The sequence below is a fragment of the Desulfurivibrio modestus genome (assembly GCF_044068625.1).
Lineage (GTDB): Bacteria > Desulfobacterota > Desulfobulbia > Desulfobulbales > Desulfurivibrionaceae > Desulfurivibrio.
Genome location: NZ_JBIPKH010000016.1, coordinates 26,563 through 52,700 on the forward strand (window position 1 = coordinate 26,563; position 26,138 = coordinate 52,700).

Genomic DNA, 26,138 nt, shown 5'->3' on the forward strand with positions numbered 1-26,138 from the left:
CCTCCCTTTGCCATGGGACTAGGGCAGATCCAGTACCATGGCGTCGTTGATATTATCCAGCGCCCGCACCTGCTCCAGCAGCTCCCTGGCAACCAGGTTGTCGGTGTTGAGCAGAATGATATTGCGGCCCGAGTCCTGTTCGCGTCCCACGGTCATCCGGGCGATGTTGATCCCGGCATTGCCGATGGCGGTGGCCAGGCGCCCGATCACCCCGGGCACATCGTTGTTGTAAACCAGCAGCATCGGGCCCTTGGGCAGAGCCTCCAGCCGGAAGGTGTTGAAACGCACCAGCCGCGGTTCCTTTTTGCCGAACACTGTCCCGGCCAGGACGTTCTCACCCTGGTCGGTCCGAACCTTCACCGACATCAGATTGAGGAAGTCATCGGAACGCTCGGTTTTGGATTCCACCACCCTGATCCCCCGCTCCTTGGCAATCAGCGGCGCGTTGACATAGTTGACCGCCTCCTTGAGGATGGGAGAGAACAGACCCTTGAGGAAGGCCACGGTGATGGAGGTGGTGGTCTGCTCGGCCAGATCACCGCAATACTCGATATTGATCTCTTCCACCCCGCCTTTGGCGATCTGCATGTGGAGGGCGCCCATCATCTCGGCCAGGGTGACATAGGGGCCGACATGGGCCAGCACCTCGGCACTGACCGAAGGTACGTTGATCGCGTTGACCACGGTGCCGTTGAGCAGGTAATCGGCCACCTGTTCGGCGATGGCCACCGCCACGTTCTCCTGGGCTTCGGCGGTGGAGGCGCCCAGGTGGGGGGTGCAGATGAAATTATCCAGCCCCAGCAGGGGGCAGTTTTCATGGTTGGTGGGCTCGACTTCGAAAACGTCCAGGGCGGCCCCGCGGATGGTTCCGTTTTTCAGGGCCTCATAGAGGGCCTTTTCATCCACCACCCCGCCGCGGGCGCAATCCACCAGCATGGCATCGGGCTTCATCAGCTTGAACTGCTCGGCCCCCAGCACATGCTTGGTCTCCGGGGTCAGGGGCACGTGAACGGAGATATAGTCGGAGCGGCGGCAAAGCTCATCCAGGGAGACCAGCTCCACCCCCATTTTCTCCACGATCTCCTTGGGCATGTGGGGATCAAAGGCGATAACCTTCATCCGCAATCCCTGGGCTCGCTCGGCAAAAATCCGGCCGATCCGACCGATCCCCACCACCCCCACGGTTTTACCAGTCACCTCACGGCCTTGAAACTTCTTCTTTTCCCACTTGCCATCCTTCATGGAGGCGGTGGCCTGGGGGACATTGCGGGTCAGGGACATCATCATGGCCACGGCGTGTTCGGCGGCGGTGGTGGCGTTGCCGTCCGGGGCGTTCATCACCACAATCCCTTTCTGGCTGGCGGCGGGGATATCAACGTTATCGAGACCGATGCCGGCCCGGCCCACTACCCGCAGCTTTTCCGCTGCCTGAATGATCTCGGCGGTCACCCTGGTGGCACTGCGAATCACCAGGCCGTCATAGGCGGGGATCACTTGGGCCAACTCCTCCGGACTCAAACCGGTGCGAACATCAACCTCCAGTCCGGCGTCCCGCAGAATTTTCTCCCCCACCGGCGCCAGGTTGTCACTGATCAGTACTTTCATTAAATTTTCCCCGGAAAAATTAGATAAAAAAGCGATTCAGCCGCGAAAAGGCGGGACAGCTCAACGCAACCTTTTCTCCGCGACCTCTTAAAAAAAAGAGCGAGTATTATGCCATCACCCTGTTTTGTCAAGGGCTAATCATCACCGGCGCCGGCCGCACTCAATCCCTGAACAGGGCGGAAAAATCACTTGGTCCCTGATCATCGTCGGTTTCCGCCGCCAGCTGCCGCCGGTTCAGATCATTAAGACACTCCTGGCGCAGCCGCCGCCAGCTCTCCTGATAGAGGCGGTCCGGGAAAGTGGGTTTGGCGAAATAATCCAGCACATGGGCCTTGAGGGCGGCCAACAGCTGCTCAAGGACCTGCACCCGTTCGTGCTGATCGATGAAATTCCGGGTACGAGAGACCTGGAGCCGCAGCTGATCCCCCAGCCGTTCCAGGATGGCGGCCCGCAACTCGGGATCGGCCTCCGTCGGCTGCCCGGCCGAGAGCTGGTCGGTGACGGGGCAAAGAACCTCGCAACGCAGCTCCACCAGCCAGCGATCCCCGGCCAACGGCCGGGAAGCATCATAAAATGAGAGCTGCAAGCCGTTGGCAAGAGCGGTCTGTTCCAGTAAAGTCATGGTATCCATATTCACCAGGTTGGCTTTTCAGGGGTAAAGAGGTTATATATAGCACAAAACCCCCGATGGCCAAACGTTAAAAGCTGGCTCGATTAACCAAATCATAACCCGGACCGCTCATGCCGATTCTGATCCACAACACCAAAACCAACCGCAAGGAACCGCTCCAGCCCCTGGAAGAGGGACATGTTAAAATGTACGTCTGCGGGATCACCGCCTACGACTACTGTCATATCGGCCATGCCCGTTCGGCCCTGGTCTTTGACCTGATCTACCGCTACCTGCGTTATCGGGGCTACCGGGTAACCTTCGTCCGCAACTTTACCGACATCGACGACAAGATCATCAAGAGGGCCCGGGAGCAGCAGACCACCTGCGAGGAGCTTTCCCAACGCTTCATCCGCCTGTTCCACGAGGACATGGCCGCCCTGGGCACCGCTCCCCCCACCCTGGAGCCGCTGGCCACCGAGCACCTGCCGGAGATGATCGACCTGATCGGAGAGCTGATCGCCAAGGGCCTGGCCTATCCCTTGGATGGCGACGTTTACTTCCGGGTCCGGAACTTTACCGACTATGGGGCCCTCTCCGGCCGGGCCCTGGAGGATATGCAGGCCGGGGCCCGGGTCTCGGTCAACGAAAAGAAGGAAGACCCGATGGATTTCGCCCTCTGGAAGGGGAGCAAACCGGGAGAGCCCGCCTGGGGAAGCCCATGGGGGCCGGGCCGGCCCGGCTGGCACATCGAATGCTCGGCCATGGGCCGCAAGTACCTGGGGGACACCTTCGATATCCACGGCGGCGGCAAGGACCTGGTCTTCCCCCACCACGAAAACGAAATCGCCCAGAGCGAGGGAGCCACCGACAAGCCTTTTGCCAAGCTATGGATTCACCACGGCTTTGTGACCATCAAGGATGAAAAGATGTCCAAGTCCCTGGGCAACTTTCTTACCATCCGTGACGTCTTGAGCCGCTATCCGGCGGAAGCCCTGCGACTGCTGGTCTTCTCCACCCACTATCGCAACCCCCTGGACTATTCAGAGGCGGCCATGGCCGATGCCGAGGCGGGACTGACCAGGCTTTACGCCGCCCTGGCCGCCCTGGCCGATCTGCCGACCGCCGGCGACCCCCAGGCCCCCTCGGTGGTAAACGCCAAGGACCGGGATAAGCTGGCCCAGCTTGCCACCGCCTTCACCCAGGCCATGGATATCGACTTCAACAGCGCCCTGGCCCTGGGGCGGATCTTCGACGCGGTCAAGATCATCAACAAGATCCACCAGGCCCTGCCCGCGGCACCGGCGACCGCCGACCTGGACCTGCTGCAAAACGCCGCCGCCACCATCCGGGAACTGACCGGAATTCTCGGTCTGTTGCGGGAGGAGCCCCAGCAATATCTGCAGCGGCGGCGGCAACGGAAACTGGCGGCCCTGGGCATCGAGCCGGCGGAGATCGAAACATTGCTGCAGCAGCGGCTGACGGCCCGCCAAACTAAAAACTGGGCCGAAGCCGACCGGGTCCGGGATCGGTTGCTGGCCTGGGGCATCGCCATCAAGGACGGGCCCCAGGGCACCGTCTGGGATATCCAGTAGCCTCCGGCAAGAACAATCCGGCATCCAGGGGGAGAAGGCAATGCTCAGAAAAGCGGCGGTGGCCCACCAGTTTTATCCAGGCGAACCGGAAACCCTGCACAGGCTGCTCCGGGAGCTGACCCCCGACCATCCCCATCCCCGGAAAGCCCTGGCCCTGGTAATGCCCCATGCCGGCTACGTTTATTCGGGGAGAGTGGCCGGGGAGACCGCGGCCCGGGCCGAGATCCCGCCGGAGGTGATCATCCTGGGGCCCAACCACCAAGGTTTAGGCGCCCCGGCGTCCCTGATGGACCGCGGGACCTGGGAGATGCCCTGGGGAATGGTGCCGATCGAGGAAAAGCTGGCGGCGGCGGTTTTGGCCCACTGTCCCGATTTCAGCCCCGACCCGCTGGCCCACCGCCAGGAACACTCCCTGGAGGTGCTGGTCCCCTTTCTCCATTATCGGCAGGCCGACCTGCGGATCGTGCCCATCTGCCTGGCCCGCAGCGATCTCTCTTTTTGCCGGCGGGCCGGTCGCGGCCTGGCCGCGGCGATCCGCGCCCACCGACAACCGGTACTACTGGCCGCCAGCAGCGACATGAGCCACTATGAAAGCCGGGCCAGTGCCAGCGCCAAGGACCGCCTGGCCATCGACCGGGTGCTGGCCCTTGATCCGGAAGGACTTTACCAGACCGTGGCCGCCCACCGGATCAGCATGTGCGGCGTCATCCCCACCGTTATCACCCTGATCGCCGCCCAGGAGCTGGGGGCCAGCCGGGCCGAGCTGGTTCGCTACTGTGACTCCGGAGCGGTTAGCGGCGATCTGGAGCAGGTGGTGGGTTACGCCGGCTTCATCATCTCCTAGCCGACGGCGGCCATTCAGGGCAGCAGCCGGCGCACCGTCAGGCCAAAGGCGATCAATGGCGCCACCAGCAGATTGGCGACAAATAGTATCCTTTTCTGGATAACCGGGTCCCGAACCAGCCGGACAATCTCCTCCCCCAGCTGATCAACCAGCCCCAAGGTGACAAGGGGATAAAGCACCAGCAGCAGAGCGCTGACCGCCAGTTCCACCACCAGCAGGCGACCGGCAAATACCCCCAGGCTGTCCAGCAGCAGCCGCAGGCGCTCCATCCGTTTGACCAGGGGGACAAACTCTTTAAGCCGCTCTTCGGCCGTCGCCAGCTTCTCTCGGCCCCTCCTGAGGCTTTCCGCCGCCACCCCCCGGGCCTCCACCAGCATCCGGCGCGTTGCCCGCAACCTCTTTTCCGCCAAGCGCCAGAAAGACTTATAGGGGTAATCCTGCCAATAGGTCTGCAAACCGTCCCATTCCAAAACCGCCTGGTCGATCTGCTCATTGAGACCATCCAGTTTTTCCTCCTGCAGGCGCGGCCCCCCCTGCCGTAAAGCCCGGCTCTTTTCGCTCACATCGGCCAGGTCGTAATATGAGCGCCGTTGATGCTGCCGCTGTAACCGCTCCAACACCTGGAAATTTTTCTGATAATCCTCGTCCTCGCCATCAAACCACTTCCCCAGGCGCTCATACTCTTTGGTCGCCGCCGCCAGCTCCTCCTCGGCCCGGGTTTCCACCCGGCGCAAATGGTTGCCGAGCAGATCATCGAGCAACCCCTCGATGGGCAACAGGCTTGGGTCCAGCAGCAGGTTCATGAAGTAGAGCCGGCTGGCCCCCGCCAGCCCGGAGCTGAGCCGCAGCGTCTCCTCCACCCCCTGCCCCCGGCGAACCGCCGTCTGGATGCGGCGATAAACGATCTCATGGCAATCGACATAGAGATCGACCATGGCCTGCAGAGCCTGCTCGGCTTTCCAGAGATTACCGGCCAGATCGTGATAGCGAGCCAACAGCAGCGCGGAATAGATCTTCTCCTTTTCCACCTCGGCCAGACTGGCGGCGAGTTGAAGGTGGTGCCCCATCTCCTCGAACCGGCCTCGCTCCAGGGCGACAAAAGCCAGACCAATCGTGGCGCAGAACTGCTTGCCCCCCATGGCCTGATTTTCGGCCAGCAGCAGATTACGGGCCCGCTCCAGTTGTCCCACCCGCAGACAATCCAGGCCCATCCGCAGATTCCTGTTCTCCAGCTTGACCTGGGCCTTGCCCAGACCGGGCCAGACCGAATGGATGGTGAAGGCGATATGGTCAAGATAGCGGGGCTGATAGACCGCGAGCAGATCATAGAAGGAGACCAGGGCCTGCAAGGGGGGATTTTTGCGCAGCTGGGCCAACTCCAGCCCGGCGGTCAGCAGGGCCTCCAGCTCTTGGCGGCCGACCAGGGCGGCCTGGAAGTTCTCGACCAGGGCCGGCAGGGGTTGGTAACCGACGTCGGGCAGGGAGAAGGTCGCCATATTGAGCCGTTTGGCCGGACATTTCGACGGATGGTGGTCGCGCAGACCACAATAGAAACAGATATTCTCCCTGCCCTTAGCGGCCAGCAGGGTCCGGTGGGGGAAAAGCCTTTTCCGCCGCAGGGACTCGGGCCGGGCAAACTCCAGGACGGTAAACTCCCCGGCCCCCTCCCCCATTTGGTGGGGGGGAACCTGGCGCCCCTGGAGAAGCTTTTCCCACTGCAGTTTAAGGGCCCGGGAAAGATAAAGCTTGTCCGGGGCCAGCTGATCCCAGGCCGAGGCATTGATAAAGCGAAAAGAAGGCGCCGCTTCGTTCCGGCTCTCCAAGTGGACCACCAATTGCAACGGCAGGGGGGAGTTTTTGGCGCCCCACCCATATTTTTTGCGGATTTTTGTCAGATGTTCGCAGAGAACGGTGACCGCGGTCAGGGGATTGTCATAATTGAAGAGCAGCAGATCCGCCGTGCTGTCTGCCGCCTCCACTCCTCCGACGGCCAGGGCCCGGCGCAGACCGGTGATCATTTCCGTTCGGCGCTCATCGGGGAGATGACTGAGCTCCTGGATCACCGACCGGACCACCAGCAGGACGGGATACCCCTTGAGCACCGCTAGCCTCCCACGGCCAGGGCCAACCAGGTGGCGGCAAACATCACCAGACTGATCAGGCCGTTCAAGGTGAAGAAAGAGAGTCGGATTCGGGCCAGGTCGCCGGGGGCAACCACCAGATGCTGGTAAAAGAGGGCGGCGGCGGAGATCAGCAGCCCCAGCCCGAAGGTGTAATGCAGCGCCATGGTCCACCAGGTACCGACGAAGCAGATAAAGGCCAGGAGATGAAAAAGAATCGCCAGCCGGAAGGCGGTCCGGGCCCCGAAACAGGCCGGCAACGAATAGAGGCCGGCGTCGCGGTCGAATTCGGCATCGAGACAGGCGTAAACCGTGTCAAAGCCCGCCACCCAGAGCAGAACCCCCAAGGAGAGCAGCCAGGGAAAGCCGGCCATGCTCCCGGCCACCGCCACCCAGCCCCCCAGGGGGGAAAGGGCCAGGGCCACCCCCAGCACCAGGTGGCAGAGCCAGGTGAAACGTTTGGTCAGCGAATAGAGGAAGGTCAGGGCCAAAGCCAGGGGAGAGATCAGCAGCGCCAGGGGGTTGAGCATGGCGCAGGAGAAGAAAAAGATGGCGGCGGCCAGCAGCACCATGGCCCAGGCCTCGCCCAGCCTGACCGCCCCGGCCGGAATGGCCCGATCGGCGGTGCGGGGGTTGGCGGCATCGAACTTGCGGTCCACGATGCGGTTGAAGCCCATGGCGGCGGTGCGGGCCGCAACCATGGCCACGATCAGCCAGAAGAGCACGGCAAGGCCAGGCGCCCCCCGCTGGGCCAGGAAGGCCCCCATCAGGGCAAAGGGCAGCGCGAACACGCTGTGCTCGAACTTGATCATCTCCAGCAGAATTTTCAGCTTCAGCCAAATCTTGCGCAACTAACCAGCCTCGCGAATTTATCCTTGCCAACGCGGCAGATCGGGCACCGTAAACCCGAGCTGCTCCGCCACCCGCCCGGCAAAGGCCCGGGCCAGCTCGCCCAGATCGGCGGGGCGATGGTAGAAGCCCGGCATCGCCGGACAGATGGTGGCTCCAGCCTCATGGGCCCGCAGCATGTTGGTGAGATGGGTCCGATTGAGCGGGGTTTCCCGCACCGCCAGCACCAGAGGCCGCCGCTCCTTGAGGGTCACATCGGCGGCCCGCTGGATCAGGTTGCCGCTCAACCCTCCGGCCACCGCCGCCAGGGTGCCCATGCTGCAGGGCAGGATCGCCATGCCGGCAAACAGCGCCGAGCCGCTGGAGATCGGAGCGGCAAAATCATTAATCTGGTATTGGCAGGCCACCAGGGTAGCCAACTCTTCCCGCGCCATCCCCAGCTCCAGCTTAAGCACCTGCTCGCCGGCCGTCGAGATCACCAGGTGAACCTCGACCTCCTGCCGGGACATGATCCGGAGAAATTCCAGGGCGTAAAGCGAGCCGCTGGCGCCGGTTATCCCCAGAATGATCTTTTTCATCCCCCCCCCTCCCCCTTGACCCCGACATAAACCGTGACGATCCCGAAGGTCAGGGGGCGATAAGATACGGTGGCGAACCCGGCCTCGCCCATCATGGCGGCCAGCTGATCCGGTTCGTAGAAGGCGGCGATGGAGGAAGCCAGGTATTCGTAGGCGTCCTGGTCGCCGGAAACCAGGCCGGCGATCTTGGGCAGCACCCGGTTGAGATAAAAGTTGTACAACGGTTTAACCACCGGATTCTGGGGCCGGGAAAACTCCAGGATCAGCAGTTTACCCCCCGGCTTCAGCACCCGGTGCATCTCGGCAAGCCCCTGCTGGGTGCGGGCCAGGTTGCGAACCCCAAAGGCCACGGTCACCCCCCAGACACTGTCACTTATCACCGGAAGCTGCTCGCCGTCCCCGGCCACGGGCAAAATCCGCTGCCGCCGCCGGTCCCGCCCCATGGCGGCCAGGCCGGCCCGCAGCATATCCTCGCAGAAATCGGCGGCCAGCACCACCCTTTCCGGGGCCTGGCGGGCCAGTTCCAGGGCAAGCGGCAGGGTGCCGGCGCAGAGATCCAGCACCGGCCCGCGGGGAAAGGCGCGCAACTCCCGGGCCACCACCCAACGCCAGTAGCGGTCAACCTGAAAACTCAGCACCGAGTTGAGCAGGTCGTAGCGGGAGCTGATGGCAGCGAACTTGCTCTTTACAAATTTTTTCTTGTCGTCTGGATTATCCATGATCCTCGATCTTCAAGGGCAAGGCGGCGGCCGGAACCTCACCCCGCCCAATCAGTAACTGAAAAAAACGGACCAGACCGGCCTGCTGTTCCCGGTTCAAGTCATAATTCATGCCGGCCAGATAGCGGCGGCACGCCTCCTGGGAGAGCGGTATCCGGGGAGCCACCTCCCGGCAGATCGCCGGCAGGTCGTCAAGCCCCTCGGTTTGGCAGCGGAGCAGCTCCCGATGGATCGCGGCCGCCGTCTCCGGCCGCTGCCGCCAAAACTCCTCCCGCACCGCCCAAATCGCGAAGACAAAGGGCAGGCCGGTCCACTGGTGCCAGATCTCGGCCAGATCGAAACGGTAGGGGAATTCATCGCTCGCGGCCAGCCGCAGGGCCTCGTCGCCGATGGAGAGGAGGGCGGCCAACTCCCCGGCCCGGCCCGCCGCCTTCTCCGCCTGATAATCGCCAACCCGGTAACGGGGAGCAACCCGCCAGCGATCCTCCAACAGGATCCGGGCCAGGCCCACCGAGGTTTGAGAGCGGGAACTGAGCAGCAACCTTCGCCCATCCAGTTGATCCAGGGGAAAACGGGAAAAGATGAAAACACTGCCCACCGCCCCGGTGGCGGCAATGGCCAACCCGCTGAGAATCCGATACTGCTCCGGGTGGCTGGCGTACTCATGGGACGAGACCAGGCCCAGATCCAGCTCGCCGGCATAAAGCAAGCGGTTGAGGGTGGCGGGGGGGGCCTCGGTCACCCGCCACTGGGGCACCGCCACCGTCCGTTTCCAGGTTTCGTACAGGGGGGCGGTGTTGAGAAAACTGACCATGCCCAGACGCACGATCCCGCCGGCCTCCCCAGCCCCGGGGCTATTGCTCGCCGTTACTCGATCCATTCCAGCCGCACATCACTTCCCGCCGTGGTCAGATATTCCAGGGCCGCCTCGGGGTCGCAACCCGCCGCCGGACAGGGAACCGCCAGCAGGGATGATTCAACGCCCGGGGCGATCACTCCGGTTTCCTTTTCCCGCCCCGCCAGCCGAGCCCCGGCCCGGGAAGCCATGGCCAGCACCGTGGCCGGCGCCACCGCCGGATGATCTTCCCGCAGGGTCTGCATCTCCCGCCAGAGGGAGAAATGGGGGTTGCCGGCCGGACTGTCGGTCCCCAGAGCCGGCAGCATGCCATGTTCCAACAGCAGTTCCAGCGGCGCCTTGCCCACCCCCAGGTAACGGTTGGCCCCGGGGCAGAGGCAGACCCCGGCCTTACGGTCGGCCAGCAGCGCCACATCCTCCCGGCTGACCCGAACCGCATGAACGCAGAGGGTGCGCTCATCCAGCAGGCCCAGCCTGTCAAGCCAAACCACGGCACTACAGCCCGGTGGGGGGAAGGCGGCCAGGTCCACTCCCCGCTCCCGTAAAAAATCGGCCATGGGACCGCCACCACTGAGCAGGAACTCCTCCTCGGCGGCCGATTCGGCCACATGGATCGGCAACAGGCAACCGGCGGTCCGGGCTCTCTCCTTCAAGGCTTGCAGCAGCCGAGCCCCGCTGGAGTAAGGAGCGTGACCGGTGCAGCAAAGCTCGGCGGGACAAGCGGCCAACCGGGCCAGGGCGGCTTCCTCCCGCTCCCCGCTCAGCCCCAGCAGTTCCAAGTGAAACAGGAGCCGGGCCCGGAAATTTCTCCCCACCGTCGCTCCCGCCGGATCGTTGCCGATATCGATCACCGTTCGGCAGCCGCCGGCGAAAAGCCGGGCCATGGCCAGCATCGCGTCTTCAGGCGCGATGGCCCCGCACTTTTCCCGCTCCGCCAGCAGCCGCCTGATCCAGCCGGTTATATCACCGGGGTCCGGCTGATAATCCCTGGCCAGAAAATCCAGGTGGGCCAACTCCAGGTGGCAGTGGGCGTTGACCAGGGCCGGCAGCAGCACGTGACCATCGTAGTCCACCACCTTGGTGGACTCATCGGCCTCACCCCGCAACTCCGCCCAGGGCCCCACCGCCAGCACCCGTTCATCGGCGGTCAGCACCCCTCCGTCAACCAGGGGTGGGGAGATCACCGGCAGAACCAGCGGCGCCCGGTAAAGATATCGTGTTTCCGTTGCCATATCTTCCACTCCCGCCCTGACGGCCGGGACTCAATCGATCAAGGTGTAATCCATCCGCCGCCGCCGCACCGTGAACCCCGCGCCCTCCACCAGGCGGCGAATCTCCGCTTCCGACAGGCGAAAGCTGACTCCGGCGGCGGCCACCACATTCTCCTCAATCATGGTGCTGCCGAAATCGTTGGCGCCGAAAAAGAGGGAAAGCTGGGCGATCTTGGGCCCCTGGGTGACCCATGAGGCCTGAATGTTGGCCACATTATCGAGAAAAATCCGACTGATGGCCACCATTTTGAGATACTCGAAGGCGGTGGCCTTGGGCCGGCCGGCCAGCGCGGTGTTAGCGGGCTGGAAGGGCCAGGGAATAAAAGCGGTGAAGCCACCGGTCTGATCCTGGACCCGGCGCAGCCGCTCCAGGTGCTCCAGGCGCTCGGCCATGGTTTCGATATGGCCGAACATCATGGTGGCGGTGGTCCGCATTCCCAACTGATGGGCCTCGACCATGATCGCCAGCCACTGATCGGCGCCGCATTTTCGCGGAGCGATCTCCCGCCGCACCCGGTCGCAGAGAATCTCAGCCCCCCCACCCGGCATGGAATCAAGCCCGGCGGCCTGTAACCGGCTTAAAACCTCCCGGGTACTCAAACCGGCAAGCTGGGCAAAATGGTGGATCTCCGGGGGGGAAAAACCGTGGATATGGACTCCGTAACCCTTGATAAAACGGAGCAGCTCCTCATAAAAGGAGAGGGGCAGCTCCGGATGCAAGCCGCCCTGGAGCAGAATCTGGTTGCCGCCCAAGGCCAGGGTTTCCTCGATCTTCCGTCCCAACTCCTCCCGGCTGAGGACCGAACCGGCGGCATCTTCCGGGGCCTTGAAAAAGGCGCAAAACTTACAGGCCGAAATACAGATGTCGGTGTAATTGATATTGCGGTCGATCACGTAGGTGACCAGGGGCTCGGGATGGAGACGCTGGCGCACCGCGTCGGCCAGCAGGCCCAGTTCCAGCAGTTGGCCATGGTCGGCCAGGATCAGGGCTTGGGCTGCGGTCAGGCGCTCTCCGGCCAGTACCTTGGCGCCGATCTCAGCCGTCCTCATCTTTCCACCAGTTGCCGATAAAGGGTGTCCCGCTGCACCGGGACCCGGCCCGCCTCCCGGATCAGGCGGATCAGTTCGGTGTCGGCCATGGCCTGCTCGGCCTCGCCGCCGGCCATGCTGGTGATCAGCTCCTCCTTCACCGTCCCGTCCAGGTCGTCGGCCCCAAAGGCCAGGGCCACCTGGGCCAGTTTGGGGCCGATCATCACCCAGTAAGCCTTGATATGATCGAAATTGTCCAAGAGCAGCCGAGCCACGGCGATATTTTTCAGATCCTCCACCCCCGAGGTTCGGGAAAGCTGGGAAAGTTGGGTGTTGCGGGGGTGGAAGGCCAGGGGAATAAAAGTGAGAAAACCACCGGTTTCATCCTGGGTCTGCCGCAACATCAAAAGATGCTCCACCCGCTCCTCGATGGTTTCGATATGGCCGTAAAGCATGGTGGCGTTGCTGCGCAGCCCCAGGCCATGGGCAACCCGGGCCACCTCCAGCCAGCCCTCACCGGAGAGCTTCTTCTCGCAGGTCAGGGCCCTGATCCGGGGGCTGAAGACCTCGGCTCCGCCGCCGGGGATCGAATCGAGCCCGGCAGCCATCAGCTCCCGCAGGGTCGCCTCCACCCCCTGGCCGGAGAGCTCGGCCAGATGGGCAATCTCCACGCAGGTGAAGCCCTGGATATGGATCTCGGGCCGCTCCTCCTTGATCGCCCTGAGCATCTCCAGGTAGTAGGAGTAGGGCAGATCGGGGTGGATTCCCCCCACCACATGGACCTCGCTGATCGGCTCGGCCAGACGGGCCCTGATCTTCTGCCGGATCTGGTCTATATCCATTTCATAGGCCAGCTTGGCCCCTTTCTCCTTGCCGAAGGCGCAAAACTTGCAGAGATTGCTGCAGATATTGGAGTAGTTGAGGTGCTGGTTATAGATAAAATAGGCCCGATCACCATTCTTGCGCTCCCGGACCAGATTGGCCAGGTATCCCAGCAGGAGCAGATCGGGGGAGCGGTAGAGCCGTACCCCCTCTCCATGGCTCAAACGCTCGCCGGCCCTGACCTTGGCGGCGATATCGGCCAACCCGGCCTTTTGCAGTAAAGCATCGATCATCTCTTGGTTTCCAATCAGCTGACGGTCAAAATAACAAAAAAAGCCGGGCGAAGCCGCTGTCCGCCTGGCAACCCCCTGCAACAACGCAAAATCCCGCCGAGCGGGCGCCCTACAAGTAGTCGGAAACGGGGAAAATTGCAAGATATTAGCAGCCCGGTCAAGCGCCGGGCCGTTGGCCCTATTCCTGCACCGGAATCCCTCTTTGCCGCAGTTTGCTCAACACCTCGCCGATCTGTTGGCGATTGCAGTCACTGATCTCGTAAACGTTTTTCATCCCATCGAGAAAGTACAGAATCAGGTGGTCGTGCTGATCGAGCTCGGCGGACCGGATATGGTCACTGTCCAGCCAGGGTTCCAGTTCGGCCATGAAATCTTGCAGGCTGCAGGTACGCATGGGTTCCTCCCAGTTGTTTCAGGTCGGCGGTTGGTGAAACGGGCTGATGAAGTTTACTCCAACCAGGCGGACGCAACAAGGAAACAATGGCTCCGATCCGATTTGCATCTTTGCACGAAATCGATTATAGTTACTGGCAAATCAACGACAAATTATCCACCGCACCATAGGCCCCATCGGCGTTCCCTTTCTTTTATGTTCCGCGCAGTTCGCCCCTGCAGCCGGGCTTTCCGGCCGCACGCGTCCGCTTTAAGCCGTGAAACAACCATGATTTACGCTGATTGCCGATGGGCGCCCAACGGCGCGCAACCAGGAGGCAACAACATGTATTCAGGAAACTCCCCCGCCAAAGCCATGGCCCATACCCCCGAGCAGTGGGAGGACTGGCGCTGGCATCTGCGTCACTCCATCAAGAGTATCGATACGGTGGAGCGCCTGCTGGGCGTCACCTTTTCCCCGGAAAAGCGGCGGGAACTGGAGGAGACCACCGCCCGTTTCCCCATGTCCATCACCCCCCATTATTTTTCCCTGATCGACCGCGATAATTTCGCCGATGATCCGGTTTTCCGCCAGTCGGTGCCCGACCGGGCCGAACTGCGGATCGGGGCCAGTGAACACAGCGATCCCCTGGCCGAGGACCAGGACAGCCCGGTGCCCGGCATCACCCATCGCTACCCCGACCGGGTTCTTTTTCATGTCTCCAACCTCTGCGCCATGTATTGCCGTCATTGCACCCGCAAGCGCAAGGTGGGCGATGTCGACTCGATTCCCAACCGGGAAACCATGCAGCAGGGGATCGACTATATCGCCAGAACCCCGGCCATCCGGGATGTCCTGCTCTCCGGCGGTGACCCCTTCCTGCTGGGCGACGAGCTGATCGATTGGCTGCTCACCAAGCTGCGGGCCATCGAACATGTGGAGGTGATTCGCATCGGCACCCGAACCCCGGTGGTGCTGCCCCAGCGGATCACCCCCGAGCTGGTGACCATGCTGCGGAAGCATCACCCCATCTGGATCAACACCCACTTCAACCACCCCCGCGAGATCACCGCCCGCTCCAAAAAGGCCCTGGCCATGCTGGCCGATGCCGGTATCCCCCTGGGCAATCAGTCGGTGCTGCTGGCCGGGGTCAACGACTGCCCCCGGGTAATCAAGCGCCTGGTTCACAAGCTGGTGGCCAATCGGGTCAGACCCTACTACCTCTACCAGTGCGATCTCTCCGAAGGGCTGGCCAACTTCCGCACCCCGGTGGGCAAGGGGATCGAGATCATCGAACACCTGATCGGTCACACCAGCGGTTTCGCCGTACCCACCTACGTGATCGACGCCCCCGGCGGCGGCGGCAAGATCCCGGTGATGCCCAACTATCTGATCTCCTGGTCCACCAACAAGGTGGTGTTGCGTAACTTTGAAGGGGTGATCACCACCTACAAGGAGCCCGACTCCTACAAACCCTTCTTCTGCGACCGCAACTGCGAGGATTGCCATCTTGATCTGCCCCTGGAGAACGCCGACGACCCCGCCAAGACCGTGGGGATCTCCGGCCTGCTGGCCGATTACGAGGATACCATCACCCTGGTCCCGGAAAACAACGAACGGCTGGAACGGCGTGAGCATGAATAGCGATCGGACCATCACCATCGGCCGGTCACTGATCCAGCATGGCAAGAGCAGTGACCGGGTTTATCTGATGAAGGCCGCCGACGAGGATATGCCGGGGTTGCTCAATGAGCTGGAACGGTTGGCCGGCCAGGAGGATTACGGCAAGATTTTTGCCAAGGCCCCCGCCCGTTGGGGCCGGGAGTTTGCCGCCGCCGGCTACCGGGTGGAAGCGGAGGTGCCCGGCTTTTACCAGGGCCGGGAAAGCGGGCTGTTTCTGGGAAAATACTTCAAGGAGGAGCGGGCGGAAATGGCCGCCGGCGAAGAGATCGCGGCGGTGCTGAATCTTTGCGCGCAAAAGGAGACGGCCACCCCGGCCCCGGCCCAATCCCCCGGGGAGGACTACCTGGTCCGCCTTTGCACCCCGGCGGATTGCGAGGCCATGGCCGAACTTTATCGCCGGGTCTTCCCCTCCTACCCCTTCCCGATCCACGATCCGGAGTTCCTGGGCCGGACCATGGCCGAACAGGTCTGCTACGTCGGGGCCTGGCGCCAGGGGCGGCCCGCGGCCCTGGCTTCGGCGGAGTTTTCTGCCACCGCGAGCCACGCCGAGATGACCGATTTCGCCACCGCCCCCGAGGATCGCGGCCGGCGGCTGGCCGCCCGGCTGCTAACCGGCCTGGAAGAGGAGATGGCGGCCCGGGAGATCAAGCTGGCCTACACCATTGCCCGGGCCCTCTCCCCCGGGATGAATCTCGCCTTCGCCCGGGCCGGCTATCGCCACGCCGGCACCCTGGTCAACAACACCCAGATCTGCGGACGGATCGAAAGCATGAACGTCTGGCACAAACCCCTGGCCAGCCAGGGTTGATGACTTCGCAAGAAGTCATCAACGCGCCCAAGGATGGGCGCGCAAATCAATAGCTTGGTTTTACAAGCTGTTGATTTGTAAGGAAAACGAAAACCGCGTTTTCGTTTTCCGGGGAGCAAAAAGTCCATGGACGGACTTTTTGCGACTTCCTCAAGATTGAAGCCGGCTCAAAAGCCAAAATCTTCCAGCATCTTGTTGACCGTTTCCTGATCCAACGGCCCCTCCATCTCCTCCTCGCCATCCCCGGCCACCGCTCCGAGATAGCGGTCCACATCTCCCTGGGCCAGCCGTTTGCTCTCATCGGCGGTGATCTCGGCGTTGCGCTCCTTGCTCTTGAGCTGGGAACCAAAGGAAACCACGATGGCCAGCAGTTGCATCTGGAAGTCGGAAAGCAGCTTGATAATCTTGAGAATCTGCTGGCCGGACAGATCCTGAAAGCTCAAGCTTTCGGTGATCCTGGTCACATCTTCATAGATGCTGTTGACCGAAGCGAAGGCCCCTTCAATCTTGTGGAAGAGATCCAGCTGGTCCTCCCGGCTGATCAACCCGCCAGACCGTTGAGGCGGCTCCTCCCGCAGGGTCCCCACCAGGCCGGCCGCGGCGGCCAGCACCTCCCGCATCTCGGCCATGACCTCCGGATCAGGGGCGGCCGGCCCAGCCACGGCCGGGGCCGGGGCGACGGCACTTGCCACCGCCGCCTCCTCCACGGGGGGGACCTCCAGGGGCAGGGAGGAATCGAGAAAGATCTCCTTCTGATTGGCCTCCATCTTAACGAAAAGGTTCTTGATCTTCTGTTCGGAACAGGAGACGGCCAGCGAGCCCAGTACATCGGTCAGGGGGATGGTGTAGAAATTATCGCTGTCGGGCTCGAGCTGGTCGGCCTTGGCGCTGATCGCCTCGACAAAGGCGTCGTAGTCGAACAGCTCGCCGGCCTTCTCCCGGGCCGCGCTGATATGCCCCTTGACCGCTTCGTTGGTACACAATTCATAGATGGTCTGGAAGATGGTGTCCAGCTCGAAGAGATAGCGTCGCCGCCCGGCCGGCGCCGCTTCCTCCGCGACCTCCTCCTCCGGGGCTGCCGGCGGGGGAACCGCCAGCTTTTCCAACAGCTCTCCAGCCCGGGTCAACTGGTGCGCAAGTTGATCAAAACGCTGGTCCGGCTGCGGGCCGGAAGGTTGCTCCGCGTCATCTCCCTCCTCCCCCCCTGCGGACTGATTGAAGGCCTGATGATTCTTCAGCTGGGAGAGCAGGGCCCGGACATCCTCGGTCTGGAGCTGGACCTTCTCCACATGATCCATGATCTCCATGGCGGCCCGTTCGGTCATCGAAACGATATCGCGCAACTGGTTTTTGGCGTCCTCGATCTTCTCCCCGGCCTCATCCAGATCCGCCCTTTTCATCTTGCGATCTTCGGCGGGCAGATCCATGATCGTGGCGCTCAAACTCTTGGCCAGCTTGCCGATATCGTTGAAAACGTTGTTGGAAACCTGCTTATAGAAATCATCCCCCGAGCAGGAAGCAGCCATGGCTCCATCGGTGGCGGGGGGAGGTGAAGGGGGAGGAATCGAAGCTGGGGCCGGGGCAACCGCCGCTCCCCCCAGGACCGTGATATTGTAAAGCAGGTTATCGGTGGTGATCCTGAAAAAACCGGTACTTACTTCCAAATTTATCTCTGTTTTATTGCCTGCCATCATCTCCTCCCGCCAATGGTATGCTTAAGCCAAACAGCACCGCCACCCGCCCAATTGCCCACGGCAAGGGGCTTCTCCACATCCATCGGCCCAATGGCCTGAAAACTCAACAACTTTTTTACAAATAATCGCCCTCGGCGACCGGCGGTCTGCCGTCCCGGATTTGCCCGCTGCCGGGCGCAGGGAAGCGCAGGAGGCTGCGGGCACCTCGCAGGCGGGCAGGATGCCCGCCGAGAATGAGGGACGGTAGACCGCCGGTCGCCGGGGGCGCTTGCTTATTTGAGGGAGGGCAGCAACTGTTTGAAGGCGGGAGTGCCGGCCTTCCCCAGCCAGTCGTAGATAATCATCTCGCTGTTGGCCACCACCGCGCCGATCTCCCGCAAGCGGGCCAGACCGGTTTGATAATTCTTTTCAGTCCGCGAAGATACCGCGTCGGCGGGGACCCAGACCCGGAAACCGGCCAGCAAGGCCCCCAGCACCGTCTGATAGATACAGATATGGGTCTCCACCCCGCAAACAATCAAGGTGTCGATCCCTTCGCCCAAGCCACGAATATGGTTACGGGCCGCCTCGTTGTTGAAGCAACCGAATTCCAGCTTGTCGATGGGGGTGATTTCCGCCAACTCCGCCTTGACCTCGGGGACGAAATCCCCGATGCGAGCCACGTACTGGGTGGTGGCGACCACCGGAATCCCCAGGACTTTCGCGGCCTTGAGCAGCAGGGCGCTGTTGCGGGCCACCTCCTCCCGACCACAAATTACTTTCATCAAGTTTTCCTGAATATCCACCACCAACAGGGCGCAGTGGGCCGGATCCAGGTGGTAAAGCTCTCTGCTCATCTTTTTTCCTCCTTTCGTTTACCGCTTTTAGCTTTTTGCTGCCGCCCCCCGGCGATTTGCTCCAGGACCCGGCGCTGGGCCCGGCGCTCCCCGTCCCGGCGGGCGACATAGAGCGGCCGCCCGCTTTCCGGGTCCAGGCCGCTGACCTGGATCGCGGTGGCGATGGTGCCGGGGGTGGGGGTAAAATCCTGGAACTGGCGGGGAACCAGCCCCAGGCTCTTCAATTTGGCCGCCATCCGCTCCATATGGCGCAGGGTACAACCAGGGTGGGCGGAAATCAAATAGGGGTTGAGCAGATCGCCCTTGATCCGACGCCTTGAAGGCAACTGCCGCAGTCGGGCCAGAAACTCCTCCAGCACCTCGGGTCCCGGCTTGTGCATCAAGCGCAGCACCTCCGGCTCGGTGTGTTCGGGGGCGATCTTCAGAACCCCGGGGGTGTGGCGTTCGACAATCCGCCGCAACAGGGCCGGGGTGCGCAGCAACAGCTCCATCCGCAACCCCGAGGAGATAAAAAGGTGCTTGACCCCGGGCAGCCCGGCGGCTCGCTCCAGCAGATCCAGCAACTTTTGCTCGTCGATTTTCAGATGGCGGCAGACCTTGGGGTAGAGGCAATCGTGGCGGGGACAGGGTCCGCCGGGCCGGGCGCAGCCGCAGCCATAGAGGTTGGCGGTGGGGCCCCCCAGATCGCTGATGGTGCCGCCAAATCCCGGTTGGGCCACCACCTCCTTCACCTCGGCCAATACCGATTCGGGGCTGCGGCTGACGACCTCCGGCCCCTGGTGGCGGGCGATGGCGCAGAAGGCGCAGTTGCCGCAGCAGCCGCGGACAATGGTCAGGGAATCGCGGACCATCCGGAAGGCGGGGAGATCGCCGGCCGCCGGATGGGGCCTGCGAGTATAGGGCAAGGCGTAGAGCCGATCCAGTTCGGCCGTGGTCAAAGGCGCGGCGGGGGGATGCTGGAGCAGCCAGAGGACCTGCTGGCGCTGAAGCAACGAGGTGGCGCTCCGGCTTCGGGCCGCCTGCTCGATCAGTTTTTCAGCCGCCAGGAAGAGGCCGTGGTCGTCATCGATGGCCGCCAGGGAGGGCAGTTCCAGGGGGGGCTGGGCCAACTCCCGCTCCGCCAGTTGCCGCTGGGTCAACCGTTCACAGGTCCCGGCAATACCCGTCAGTTCCCGACCGGCCTCCAACCGGCGGGCGATCTCCACCACCGCCCGCTCCCCCATGCCATAAACCAGCAGATCGGCCTTGGCATCGGTGAGAACCGAAGCCCGCAACTTGCGCTGCTGGTAGTCGTAATGGACAAAACGGCGCAGGGAGGCTTCCAGACCTCCCAGGATAATGGGCACTCCCGGGTAAGCCCGCCGGGCCTGCTGGGCATAAATAATGGTGGCCCGGTCCGGCCGCCGCCGCAAGCCACGCTGGCCGGCGCTGCCGAAATAGGGGTTGCCGCCGGGGGAATAGTCGTCATCGTTACGCACTTTGGCGTTGCCGGTGTAGTTGGCGACGATGGAGTCCAGATTGCCGGCGGAGATCCCGAAGAAAAGCCGGGGCCGGCCAAAACGGCGAAAATCATCGGGGCCATCGTAACGGGGCTGGGGCAGGATCGCCACCCGATAACCGTGGACCTCCAGCCAGCGCCCGATCAGGGCCAGGCCAAAGGAGGGGTGGTCGACATAGGCATCGCCGCTGATCAGGACCACATCCACCTCCTCCCAGCCCCGGGCTTGCATCTCGGTGGCGGTAGCCGGCAGCCAGAATTTTTCCCCGTCCCGTCCTGACTTGCCGGTTTGCATTTTTTTCATTTTTTCGCTATCGCTTTTCGGTAGAATATAATCGACTCCCAATCCCCCCAAACAGAAAGGAGATAAAGATGAAAATTGAAATCACCTATTGCACCCGCTGAAACTACCTGCCCCGCGCCTCCGGTCTGGAGGCTCAACTGCGCAAGAGGTTCCCCGACGCCGAAATCACCCTGACCGCTGGCAGCAACGGAATCTACGATATCACAGTCGACGGCCGGGAGATATTTTCCAAACACAAGAGCGGCCGTTTCCCCGACAACGATGAAATCGTCAGGCTGCTGGCCGGTTGACCCGACCCCGAGCTTGGGGCGCGCCCCCATCACCGGGGCACGGTAACGGGGCGCGCGTTGGCGAGGGGAGTTGGCGGCAATCGCCTTATTTTTGCCGGGGAAAAAGCGTAGGGAAGTCGGCAGCCAAGCTCGCCGGCTGCGGTGACAAACCGCCAAAAGAGCCGCCCAAGACAACGACTTTGGGGACCGTCACTCCGCCCGCTGCCGTTTGGCCAGCAGAAAGGCGGCACCACTGGCCGACAGGCCCAGGGCATCGGCCAAGGTGGGGACATCGCTGCCCGGATGCTGCTGCAAAAAGGCCGCCGCCTCCTCTTCCAGCTCGTCGAGCCAACTTTCAAAAAGCTTAAGGATGCCGGGTTCCACCACCGCCTGCAACTGTTTGGAACGGGCCACCTTGTGAACCAGACTCTGACACATGTTGGTTGGATCGACACCTTCGTCCAGGCAACGAGCCAGTCAGAGGTTGACCATCCCCACCAGCTTGTCCTCCCCATTGTCTCCCAGGAAACGGGCCAGCCATTGTTGTCGCTCGTCATCGTCCAGATGGGCCATGGCCTCCCGCACCGCCGGCAACAGGGCGTGGAGAATTTCCCTGGGCTCCAGATCGGCCAACAGTTTTGTCAGCTCCCACATAAACCAAGACCCCCTAATAAGAATTACGCCGGGCCAGCAACTCTCCGGCCAGGACGCTCAACTCTGCCAACAACCCAGCCAAACGGGGATCGGCCAGGCGGCAGTAGACAAAAGGCCCGCGCCGCTCGACACTGACCAGCAGCGCTCGTCGCAACTCTTTCAAATGATGCGACACCAGGGGCTGAGAAATGCCCAGCTCTTCCACCAGGCGGGAAACCGGTTTTTCAGTGCCGACCAGGGCGCGCATAATCTTCAGCCGATTTTCGTCTGCCAGCCCTTTGAGCAGCACCACCAGATCCGCCGGGGTCACCGTCGCGGCTTCAGCGTTTTGGTTGTGATTAAAATTGCTCTTTTTCACCGGCCCATGCTCCCGGTTGTAATTTGCCGCCAACCCCACCCCGTCCTACGAACCGCTACCGGCCAACGTTAACTGAATCACCCCCACCTGGCCAGGAAAAAGCGCTCCGGGCCGGGAGGGGGTGACGGCGTTGCGAAGGACGGGATAATTCAAGCCCGGCGGTACTTGAGCAGAACCAGAGCGTAAACGATGACCATCGCCACGATGGAGAGATAGTTGACCGCCAGCAGCAGAGGATGGGCGAAGTATGTACCGTAGAGGTAACCTCCCAGAACCTGGGAGCCGACCAAGGCTCAGACCACGCCCCACTGGGCCGGTGAGTATTTCTGCCGGCCGAAGGCGCGGAAATAGTCCCAAAGCAGGTAAACACCGAAGAGACCCCAGGCCACGGCGGCGGCGTAGGCGAAATTGAGCAGCAGAAAAGAGGAGGGCTCGGCCGCAAAACCGAAATGGTTCCGCAGGTAGGCCATGATTCTGAAGAGACTGATACCGAAGAGGCAAAGGATGGGAACGACCAGAAAAAAAGCCGGCAGGATCGGAGCACCGGGTAGCCTTTCAGCCTGGAGCTGACCGTAAAGCAGCAGCACGATTTTGACGGCGAAGATAAACAGGCCGGCGCCGATGGTGAAAAAAGCGGCAAAGGCCGCCGCCGCGGCCACCACCGGATCGGTGGCGATGGCGGCAATGCCGCTGCCGGTGAGACTGACCAGGCCGAAGGCGAAAATGTCCAACAACCAGGCAAAGTTGAGTTTGCTCGGATCCAGCGGCCTGGTCAGCCAGATTTTAAGCACCTTGGCTTCAAATCCCAACAGGGCCAGCCAAAGCATAACGAAGAAGAAAAGCGACGGCACCATCAACCCCTGCAGGGTTGCCGCCATTCCCGGCACGAAGAAGGCCAGCGGCCCCCAAACCACATTGGCAGTCATGGACAGCGAAGCTATGGGCGAAAAGATGGCGATATGGCTTTTGGGGTCATTGATAAAGCCGCTGAACTGCTCACCATTGGCCAGCATCCCAATTAACCCCTTGAGATAAAGGAGGGTAAGCAGCAGGTGAATAACCACAAAGAGCAGCATCACCCCTACCAGCGGCCCGTAAAAAACGGTCTCCGGTAGACTCAGTTGGCCCCACGGCATGGACGCCAGGGTAATCAGGCCATTTCCATGGGGAACTGCAAAATTCAGTAACACGAAGGGCATCAGGGCCGCTCCGCCGGCCGCCACTGAAATCTGGAACTGCAGGGGGGAAAATTTCATCGCTTTTCCTTCACTTTCTTGGGGTTAAAAGGTCAGTACTTTTTCACTTTCGGCGACCAGCTCGTAAAGGTCAGTCATCATACCCAGGGGACAGGAGGCGGATCCCGCTTGACCGCGGGATTTGATGCAGGTGCCTCAGACCAGGAAATTGCCCCCCAGATTATCAAACTCGGCCAACTGGCCGGCAATGTCGAACTGATCGCTGCTGATCCGTTCATACTCGACCCCCCGGCCCAGCATGAACATGCTGACCTCTTTGCCCTTTTTCAGGCTGGCATTGGCCAGCCGAGTAGCATTGAACACCGTTTCGGGGTCGTTGGTGGAGATGACATAGAGCCAACCCATAATGATTACCTCCCTGTGGATTTATGCTGTCGCCACCCCCTACGGGCAACGATCTGGACCTAACATCAACACTTATAAATATCAACAGGCTTCAATGTCAAGGAGGAAAATCAATAACCACCGGCCATGGGCACCCGTGGCAACCGCTTCACGCCGGGATCCTGTACCAGCGGCAGGCGGGGGTTGTTGCCCCAGATAATCCAACTGTCGTGATAGACCGCCGGGTCGGCAAAACCCAGCACACGCAGGACAAAGTAGGACATCGAGGCCCGGTTGGCGATATAGCAGTAGACGATGGTCCGCCTCTGACGATCCAGGCCGCCATACATCGCGGCAAGTTCGGCAATGGGCTTGAGCCGCAAGCTCTCGAAATCGGCAAACTGTTGCCAGTGGGGCACATTGACTTCGGTGTGGGGAATGCGGCCGGTACGGATTACGGCGTCGAACAAAAAATGGCCCGGCGGGGCCGGCTGAGCGCCGGAATGCTCCACATCCAACCGCACGTCCACCAACTGGGGAAGCTGGAACTGGTGGGGATCAACCCCGATATCCCCCAGGTAGGAGGGGTTGAAGCGGGCCAAACGCAGAATTTCCGCCTCACGGGCAATCACTCCCGGTCGCAAGCGGGCCCGGAAATCTGAGGGGGGTAACTGGCTCTCCGTCCGCTCCAACGGCAGGCGGTGGGCCCACCAGTTTTCAATCCCGCCGTCCATGACCCGGACATCCCGGTGGCCAAGATATTCAAGCATGACAAAGGGGACAAAGGTGTAGCCCGGCAGGGTATCCTCATGGTCACTGTAGAGAACCACGGTGTGCTCGTGGCTTACCCCGGCCTCGGCGAAAACCCGCTCCATCTCCGCCACCGGCCGCGGCTCCAGGTGTTCAATCAGCCTGCCCCGCTTGGGATCCACCTTCTCGTCGCCATAAAAGGGAATATGACGATCTTCACGCAGCATTTCATGGCCCCGTCCGCCCAGGTGGATGGCTCCGGGCACATGCCCTGCCAGATAGGCTTGTCGGTCCCGCAGGTCGATGACCAACCAGTGATCCCGGTTCTCCCAGACCTCGGCAGGTGTGACCAGCAGGTGGGGATTACTTCCGGCGGGAACCACCATGCCGTTCCCCGCCCAGGCCATCCCGGCTTCCAGTGGGGCCAACACTACGGCCAACAGCAAGATCACTTCAAGCGTCCACCCGAGACCGCTCCCACCCTCGATAATACGCGTAAAAATTTTAATGTTCATGGCCCGTCCTCCATCGGCTTGGGTTAACCTGTTAATCGCCCGCCTCCAAATCTGCGGCCGCTTGCTTGCCCGTTTACCCACTGTTGCCAGCTCCGGCAACCGTCCACGCCACAGTTATAAATATACATACATATAAAGAATGGTACATGTCAAGAAAAAAGTGGGCCATGGAATCGGGTTGCCAGTTTGCTCTGAAACAACTCGGAACGTTCGCCGGCAAAACATCCAAAAACACCTCTTGACAGGGGGATAAACCTCTCGTATAAGGTCCAAGCACAAGCCGTACCCCCCCCCCCCCCGCAAGGCCACCTCCGGCCGCGTGCGGGGACTTAAAACAAGCCCCATATGAGGTCGCCTCACGGCCATGCTCCACCCGGACACTGAAGTTCGTTTTGTCAATCAACTGGTCGGCCACGGAGTTTTTGCCACCCGCCCCATTCCCGCCGGCACGGTGGTCTGGGCCCTGGATCGCTTCGACCGGGTTTTGCGGGAGGAGGAGGTGCGGGCCTACGAGCCGATCTACCAGGAGATCCTGGAAAATACTGTTTCCGCGACCGGCAGGGACGCTGGGTTTTCTGCTGGGACAACACCCGTTACATCAACCATAGCTTCCGCCCAACCTGCATCGCCACCCCCTATCAGCTGGAGATCGCGGTGGTCGATATCGCCGCCGGCCAGGAGATCACCAACGATTACGGCTTTTTCAATATCATCGAACCTTTTGACTGCCTGCCCGAGGCCGGCTGCTCCCGGACCCGGGTAATGCCCGATGATCTCCTGCGCTGCGCCCCCGAATGGGATCGACTCCTGGCGGCGGCCTACGCCCGTTTCGACCAGGTAACTCAGCCCCTGGCCCCGGTGATCAAGCCCGAGCATCTGGCCTCCCTAAACCTTATCGCCCGCGGCGAAGCCCCCCCGGCCTCCATCCTGACCTGCTACTTTGATCCGACCACAACCCATGCTTGAATTTCAGCCCCTCTCCGCCGCCAACTTCTCCCAGTACCAGGAAGATATTCTCCGCTCGGAAGAGCTCTTTCCCGCAGCAATCCGAGAAACCGGCGAGGATTATCTGGCCGCCCTCGGCCAACAGGCGGCCCTGGGCCTGGTTGCCCACCGACAGGGCAGCTATGTGGGCAACGTGGTGGGCTTCAGCCCCGACGCCGAACAGCAGGACCAGCTGCGATTGCCCCATCTGGCCCCCGGGACCGCCGACCTGCTCTATCTGTTCAATATCGTAACTATGCCCCAATTTCAGGGCCTGGGCTACGGCCGACAACTTTTAAACGAGTTCTGCCTCCCGGCCCGCCAGGCCGGGTTCGCCCGAATTAGCGGCCATTTCCGCGGCAATGGCTCGCTTAAAAATTTCACCGCCCTGGGGGGCCGCCCCCTGGCCACCTGCCCCAACTGATTCACCACCGGCGAATGCTACACCTACTGCGAACTGGATTTGTAGACCCTCCAGTAAACAACCCAGCCCTCGCGCTCTCTTTCTCACCATCCCTGGTGTTATTTTAAGTAATTTATAGTTATTGTTGGTCGATGGTGGCCAGGCTGGCAAAACCGATTGACCCACAACCACCGCCAAGGTAGTAAACAACAGTTGCTGTTTTCTTAACAGGGAGGAT

At 61.9% G+C, this 26,138-nt stretch carries 26 protein-coding genes; 7 read left to right on the top strand and 19 right to left on the bottom strand.

All coding sequences use genetic code 11. The features are described from left to right. Nucleotides 1–18 precede the first annotated feature (18 nt). Together serA and ACHHRT_RS10225 are read right to left on the bottom strand one after the other, a co-directional pair. Complete coding sequence (gene serA / locus ACHHRT_RS10220; RefSeq protein WP_395499665.1) at nt 19–1,605, bottom strand: phosphoglycerate dehydrogenase; 1,587 nt, start codon at nt 1,603–1,605, stop codon at nt 19–21. Nucleotides 1,606–1,765: 160 nt separating this feature from the next. Then, nucleotides 1,766–2,227, bottom strand: coding sequence for a hypothetical protein (locus ACHHRT_RS10225; RefSeq protein ID WP_395499666.1), 462 nt, complete (start codon nt 2,225–2,227; stop codon nt 1,766–1,768). 119 nt (nt 2,228–2,346) lie between these two features. On the opposite strand from ACHHRT_RS10225, the gene cysS reads away from it, so the two are divergent. After that, on the top strand, nt 2,347–3,810 hold the full coding sequence (gene cysS / locus ACHHRT_RS10230) for a cysteine--tRNA ligase (RefSeq protein WP_395499667.1): 1,464 nt from the start codon (nt 2,347–2,349) through the stop codon (nt 3,808–3,810). 40 nt (nt 3,811–3,850) lie between these two features. Continuing rightward, entirely contained in the window at nt 3,851–4,654 is an 804-nt protein-coding gene (gene amrB / locus ACHHRT_RS10235) for an AmmeMemoRadiSam system protein B (RefSeq protein ID WP_395499668.1), read from the top strand. 14 nt (nt 4,655–4,668) lie between these two features. Here amrB and ACHHRT_RS10240 read toward each other — a convergent pair whose 3' ends face one another. The 9 genes from ACHHRT_RS10240 to ACHHRT_RS10280 all read right to left on the bottom strand — a co-directional run bounded on the left by ACHHRT_RS10240 (nt 4,669) and on the right by ACHHRT_RS10280 (nt 13,585). Continuing rightward, the gene (locus ACHHRT_RS10240) at nt 4,669–6,756 is read right to left on the bottom strand and encodes a hypothetical protein (RefSeq protein WP_395499669.1); all 2,088 of its coding nucleotides are present in this window, start codon (nt 6,754–6,756) and stop codon (nt 4,669–4,671) included. A 2-nt stretch (nt 6,757–6,758) separates the two neighbouring features. Beyond that, nucleotides 6,759–7,625 (bottom strand): UbiA-like polyprenyltransferase, encoded by an 867-nt coding sequence (locus tag ACHHRT_RS10245; protein WP_395499670.1) that lies wholly within the window; start codon nt 7,623–7,625, stop codon nt 6,759–6,761. Between the two features lie 18 nt (nt 7,626–7,643). Continuing rightward, nucleotides 7,644–8,201 (bottom strand): UbiX family flavin prenyltransferase, encoded by a 558-nt coding sequence (locus ACHHRT_RS10250; protein ID WP_395499671.1) that lies wholly within the window; start codon nt 8,199–8,201, stop codon nt 7,644–7,646. Next, complete coding sequence (locus ACHHRT_RS10255; protein WP_395499672.1) at nt 8,198–8,920, bottom strand: class I SAM-dependent methyltransferase; 723 nt, start codon at nt 8,918–8,920, stop codon at nt 8,198–8,200. The genes ACHHRT_RS10250 and ACHHRT_RS10255 overlap by 4 nt, the downstream gene beginning before the upstream one ends. Continuing rightward, nucleotides 8,913–9,800, bottom strand: a complete 888-nt coding sequence (locus ACHHRT_RS10260) for a menaquinone biosynthetic enzyme MqnA/MqnD family protein (RefSeq protein ID WP_395499673.1) — start codon at nt 9,798–9,800, stop codon at nt 8,913–8,915. Before ACHHRT_RS10260 ends, ACHHRT_RS10255 begins: the two co-directional genes overlap by 8 nt. Beyond that, a complete protein-coding gene (locus tag ACHHRT_RS10265) occupies nt 9,788–11,008 on the bottom strand; it encodes an amidohydrolase family protein (protein ID WP_395499674.1) in 1,221 nt (406 codons plus the stop codon). The genes ACHHRT_RS10260 and ACHHRT_RS10265 overlap by 13 nt, the downstream gene beginning before the upstream one ends. 30 nt (nt 11,009–11,038) lie before the next feature. Next, nucleotides 11,039–12,097, bottom strand: coding sequence for a cyclic dehypoxanthinyl futalosine synthase (gene mqnC / locus ACHHRT_RS10270; protein WP_395499675.1), 1,059 nt, complete (start codon nt 12,095–12,097; stop codon nt 11,039–11,041). Further along, nucleotides 12,094–13,191 carry an aminofutalosine synthase MqnE gene (mqnE, locus tag ACHHRT_RS10275; protein ID WP_395499676.1) on the bottom strand — a complete coding sequence of 366 codons (1,098 nt, stop codon included), beginning with the start codon at nt 13,189–13,191 and terminating at the stop codon, nt 12,094–12,096. Before mqnE ends, mqnC begins: the two co-directional genes overlap by 4 nt. 178 nt (nt 13,192–13,369) lie before the next feature. After that, nucleotides 13,370–13,585 (bottom strand): hypothetical protein, encoded by a 216-nt coding sequence (locus tag ACHHRT_RS10280; protein WP_395499677.1) that lies wholly within the window; start codon nt 13,583–13,585, stop codon nt 13,370–13,372. 324 nt (nt 13,586–13,909) lie between these two features. Here ACHHRT_RS10280 and kamA point away from each other — a divergent pair, with 324 nt between their 5' ends. Both kamA and ablB read left to right on the top strand, forming a co-directional pair. Then, nucleotides 13,910–15,208: a lysine 2,3-aminomutase gene (gene kamA / locus ACHHRT_RS10285; RefSeq protein WP_395499678.1), complete on the top strand. Its 1,299-nt coding sequence runs from the start codon at nt 13,910–13,912 to the stop codon at nt 15,206–15,208. Then, nucleotides 15,201–16,055: a putative beta-lysine N-acetyltransferase gene (ablB, locus tag ACHHRT_RS10290; protein WP_395499679.1), complete on the top strand. Its 855-nt coding sequence runs from the start codon at nt 15,201–15,203 to the stop codon at nt 16,053–16,055. The genes kamA and ablB overlap by 8 nt, the downstream gene beginning before the upstream one ends. Before the next feature lie 167 nt (nt 16,056–16,222). Here the strand turns inward: ablB and ACHHRT_RS10295 are convergent, their stop codons facing one another. The 3 genes from ACHHRT_RS10295 to ACHHRT_RS10305 form a co-directional block, all read right to left on the bottom strand. Continuing rightward, on the bottom strand, nt 16,223–17,719 hold the full coding sequence (locus ACHHRT_RS10295; RefSeq protein ID WP_395499680.1) for a protein phosphatase CheZ: 1,497 nt from the start codon (nt 17,717–17,719) through the stop codon (nt 16,223–16,225). 302 nt (nt 17,720–18,021) lie between these two features. Then, on the bottom strand, nt 18,022–18,585 hold the full coding sequence (locus ACHHRT_RS10300; protein ID WP_395499681.1) for an isochorismatase family protein: 564 nt from the start codon (nt 18,583–18,585) through the stop codon (nt 18,022–18,024). Next, the gene (locus ACHHRT_RS10305; RefSeq protein ID WP_395499682.1) at nt 18,582–20,387 is read right to left on the bottom strand and encodes a YgiQ family radical SAM protein; all 1,806 of its coding nucleotides are present in this window, start codon (nt 20,385–20,387) and stop codon (nt 18,582–18,584) included. Before ACHHRT_RS10305 ends, ACHHRT_RS10300 begins: the two co-directional genes overlap by 4 nt. Nucleotides 20,388–20,455: 68 nt before the next feature. On the opposite strand from ACHHRT_RS10305, the gene ACHHRT_RS10310 reads away from it, so the two are divergent. Continuing rightward, on the top strand, nt 20,456–20,677 hold the full coding sequence (locus ACHHRT_RS10310) for a SelT/SelW/SelH family (seleno)protein (protein ID WP_395499683.1): 222 nt from the start codon (nt 20,456–20,458) through the stop codon (nt 20,675–20,677). 189 nt (nt 20,678–20,866) lie between these two features. Here ACHHRT_RS10310 and tsoA read toward each other — a convergent pair whose 3' ends face one another. The 5 genes from tsoA to ACHHRT_RS10335 all read right to left on the bottom strand — a co-directional run bounded on the left by tsoA (nt 20,867) and on the right by ACHHRT_RS10335 (nt 24,513). Then, nucleotides 20,867–21,310: an LULAXC motif selenoprotein TsoA gene (tsoA, locus tag ACHHRT_RS10315; protein ID WP_395499684.1), complete on the bottom strand. Its 444-nt coding sequence runs from the start codon at nt 21,308–21,310 to the stop codon at nt 20,867–20,869. A 13-nt stretch (nt 21,311–21,323) separates the two neighbouring features. Further along, nucleotides 21,324–21,668, bottom strand: coding sequence for an ArsR/SmtB-type metalloregulator TsoR (gene tsoR, locus ACHHRT_RS10320; RefSeq protein ID WP_395499685.1), 345 nt, complete (start codon nt 21,666–21,668; stop codon nt 21,324–21,326). Nucleotides 21,669–21,817: 149 nt separating this feature from the next. Further along, nucleotides 21,818–22,924 (bottom strand): selenoprotein TsoY, encoded by a 1,107-nt coding sequence (tsoY, locus tag ACHHRT_RS10325; RefSeq protein WP_395499686.1) that lies wholly within the window; start codon nt 22,922–22,924, stop codon nt 21,818–21,820. A 24-nt stretch (nt 22,925–22,948) separates the two neighbouring features. Continuing rightward, nucleotides 22,949–23,269: a DsrE family protein gene (locus ACHHRT_RS10330; RefSeq protein ID WP_395499687.1), complete on the bottom strand. Its 321-nt coding sequence runs from the start codon at nt 23,267–23,269 to the stop codon at nt 22,949–22,951. Nucleotides 23,270–23,379: 110 nt separating this feature from the next. Next, nucleotides 23,380–24,513, bottom strand: a complete 1,134-nt coding sequence (locus ACHHRT_RS10335) for a sulfurtransferase (protein ID WP_395499688.1) — start codon at nt 24,511–24,513, stop codon at nt 23,380–23,382. 654 nt (nt 24,514–25,167) lie between these two features. On the opposite strand from ACHHRT_RS10335, the gene ACHHRT_RS10340 reads away from it, so the two are divergent. Then, nucleotides 25,168–25,479: an SET domain-containing protein gene (locus ACHHRT_RS10340; RefSeq protein WP_395499689.1), complete on the top strand. Its 312-nt coding sequence runs from the start codon at nt 25,168–25,170 to the stop codon at nt 25,477–25,479. Beyond that, a complete protein-coding gene (locus ACHHRT_RS10345) occupies nt 25,472–25,921 on the top strand; it encodes a GNAT family N-acetyltransferase (protein WP_395499690.1) in 450 nt (149 codons plus the stop codon). Before ACHHRT_RS10340 ends, ACHHRT_RS10345 begins: the two co-directional genes overlap by 8 nt. The last annotated feature ends 217 nt before the right edge of the window (nt 25,922–26,138 follow it).

What these genes read in the sequence shown, in the direction of transcription:
- serA (WP_395499665.1), bottom strand. Translation starts at nt 1,605, where the DNA reads ATGAAAGTACTGATCAGTGACAACCTGGCGCCGGTGGGGGAGAAAATT.
- ACHHRT_RS10225 (WP_395499666.1), bottom strand. Translation starts at nt 2,227, where the DNA reads ATGACTTTACTGGAACAGACCGCTCTTGCCAACGGCTTGCAGCTCTCA.
- cysS (WP_395499667.1), top strand. Translation starts at nt 2,347, where the DNA reads ATGCCGATTCTGATCCACAACACCAAAACCAACCGCAAGGAACCGCTC.
- amrB (WP_395499668.1), top strand. Translation starts at nt 3,851, where the DNA reads ATGCTCAGAAAAGCGGCGGTGGCCCACCAGTTTTATCCAGGCGAACCG.
- ACHHRT_RS10250 (WP_395499671.1), bottom strand. Translation starts at nt 8,201, where the DNA reads ATGAAAAAGATCATTCTGGGGATAACCGGCGCCAGCGGCTCGCTTTAC.
- ACHHRT_RS10255 (WP_395499672.1), bottom strand. Translation starts at nt 8,920, where the DNA reads ATGGATAATCCAGACGACAAGAAAAAATTTGTAAAGAGCAAGTTCGCT.
- ACHHRT_RS10260 (WP_395499673.1), bottom strand. Translation starts at nt 9,800, where the DNA reads ATGGATCGAGTAACGGCGAGCAATAGCCCCGGGGCTGGGGAGGCCGGC.
- ACHHRT_RS10265 (WP_395499674.1), bottom strand. Translation starts at nt 11,008, where the DNA reads ATGGCAACGGAAACACGATATCTTTACCGGGCGCCGCTGGTTCTGCCG.
- mqnC (WP_395499675.1), bottom strand. Translation starts at nt 12,097, where the DNA reads ATGAGGACGGCTGAGATCGGCGCCAAGGTACTGGCCGGAGAGCGCCTG.
- mqnE (WP_395499676.1), bottom strand. Translation starts at nt 13,191, where the DNA reads ATGATCGATGCTTTACTGCAAAAGGCCGGGTTGGCCGATATCGCCGCC.
- ACHHRT_RS10280 (WP_395499677.1), bottom strand. Translation starts at nt 13,585, where the DNA reads ATGCGTACCTGCAGCCTGCAAGATTTCATGGCCGAACTGGAACCCTGG.
- kamA (WP_395499678.1), top strand. Translation starts at nt 13,910, where the DNA reads ATGTATTCAGGAAACTCCCCCGCCAAAGCCATGGCCCATACCCCCGAG.
- ablB (WP_395499679.1), top strand. Translation starts at nt 15,201, where the DNA reads ATGAATAGCGATCGGACCATCACCATCGGCCGGTCACTGATCCAGCAT.
- ACHHRT_RS10300 (WP_395499681.1), bottom strand. Translation starts at nt 18,585, where the DNA reads ATGAGCAGAGAGCTTTACCACCTGGATCCGGCCCACTGCGCCCTGTTG.
- ACHHRT_RS10305 (WP_395499682.1), bottom strand. Translation starts at nt 20,387, where the DNA reads ATGAAAAAAATGCAAACCGGCAAGTCAGGACGGGACGGGGAAAAATTC.
- ACHHRT_RS10335 (WP_395499688.1), bottom strand. Translation starts at nt 24,513, where the DNA reads ATGAACATTAAAATTTTTACGCGTATTATCGAGGGTGGGAGCGGTCTC.
- ACHHRT_RS10345 (WP_395499690.1), top strand. Translation starts at nt 25,472, where the DNA reads ATGCTTGAATTTCAGCCCCTCTCCGCCGCCAACTTCTCCCAGTACCAG.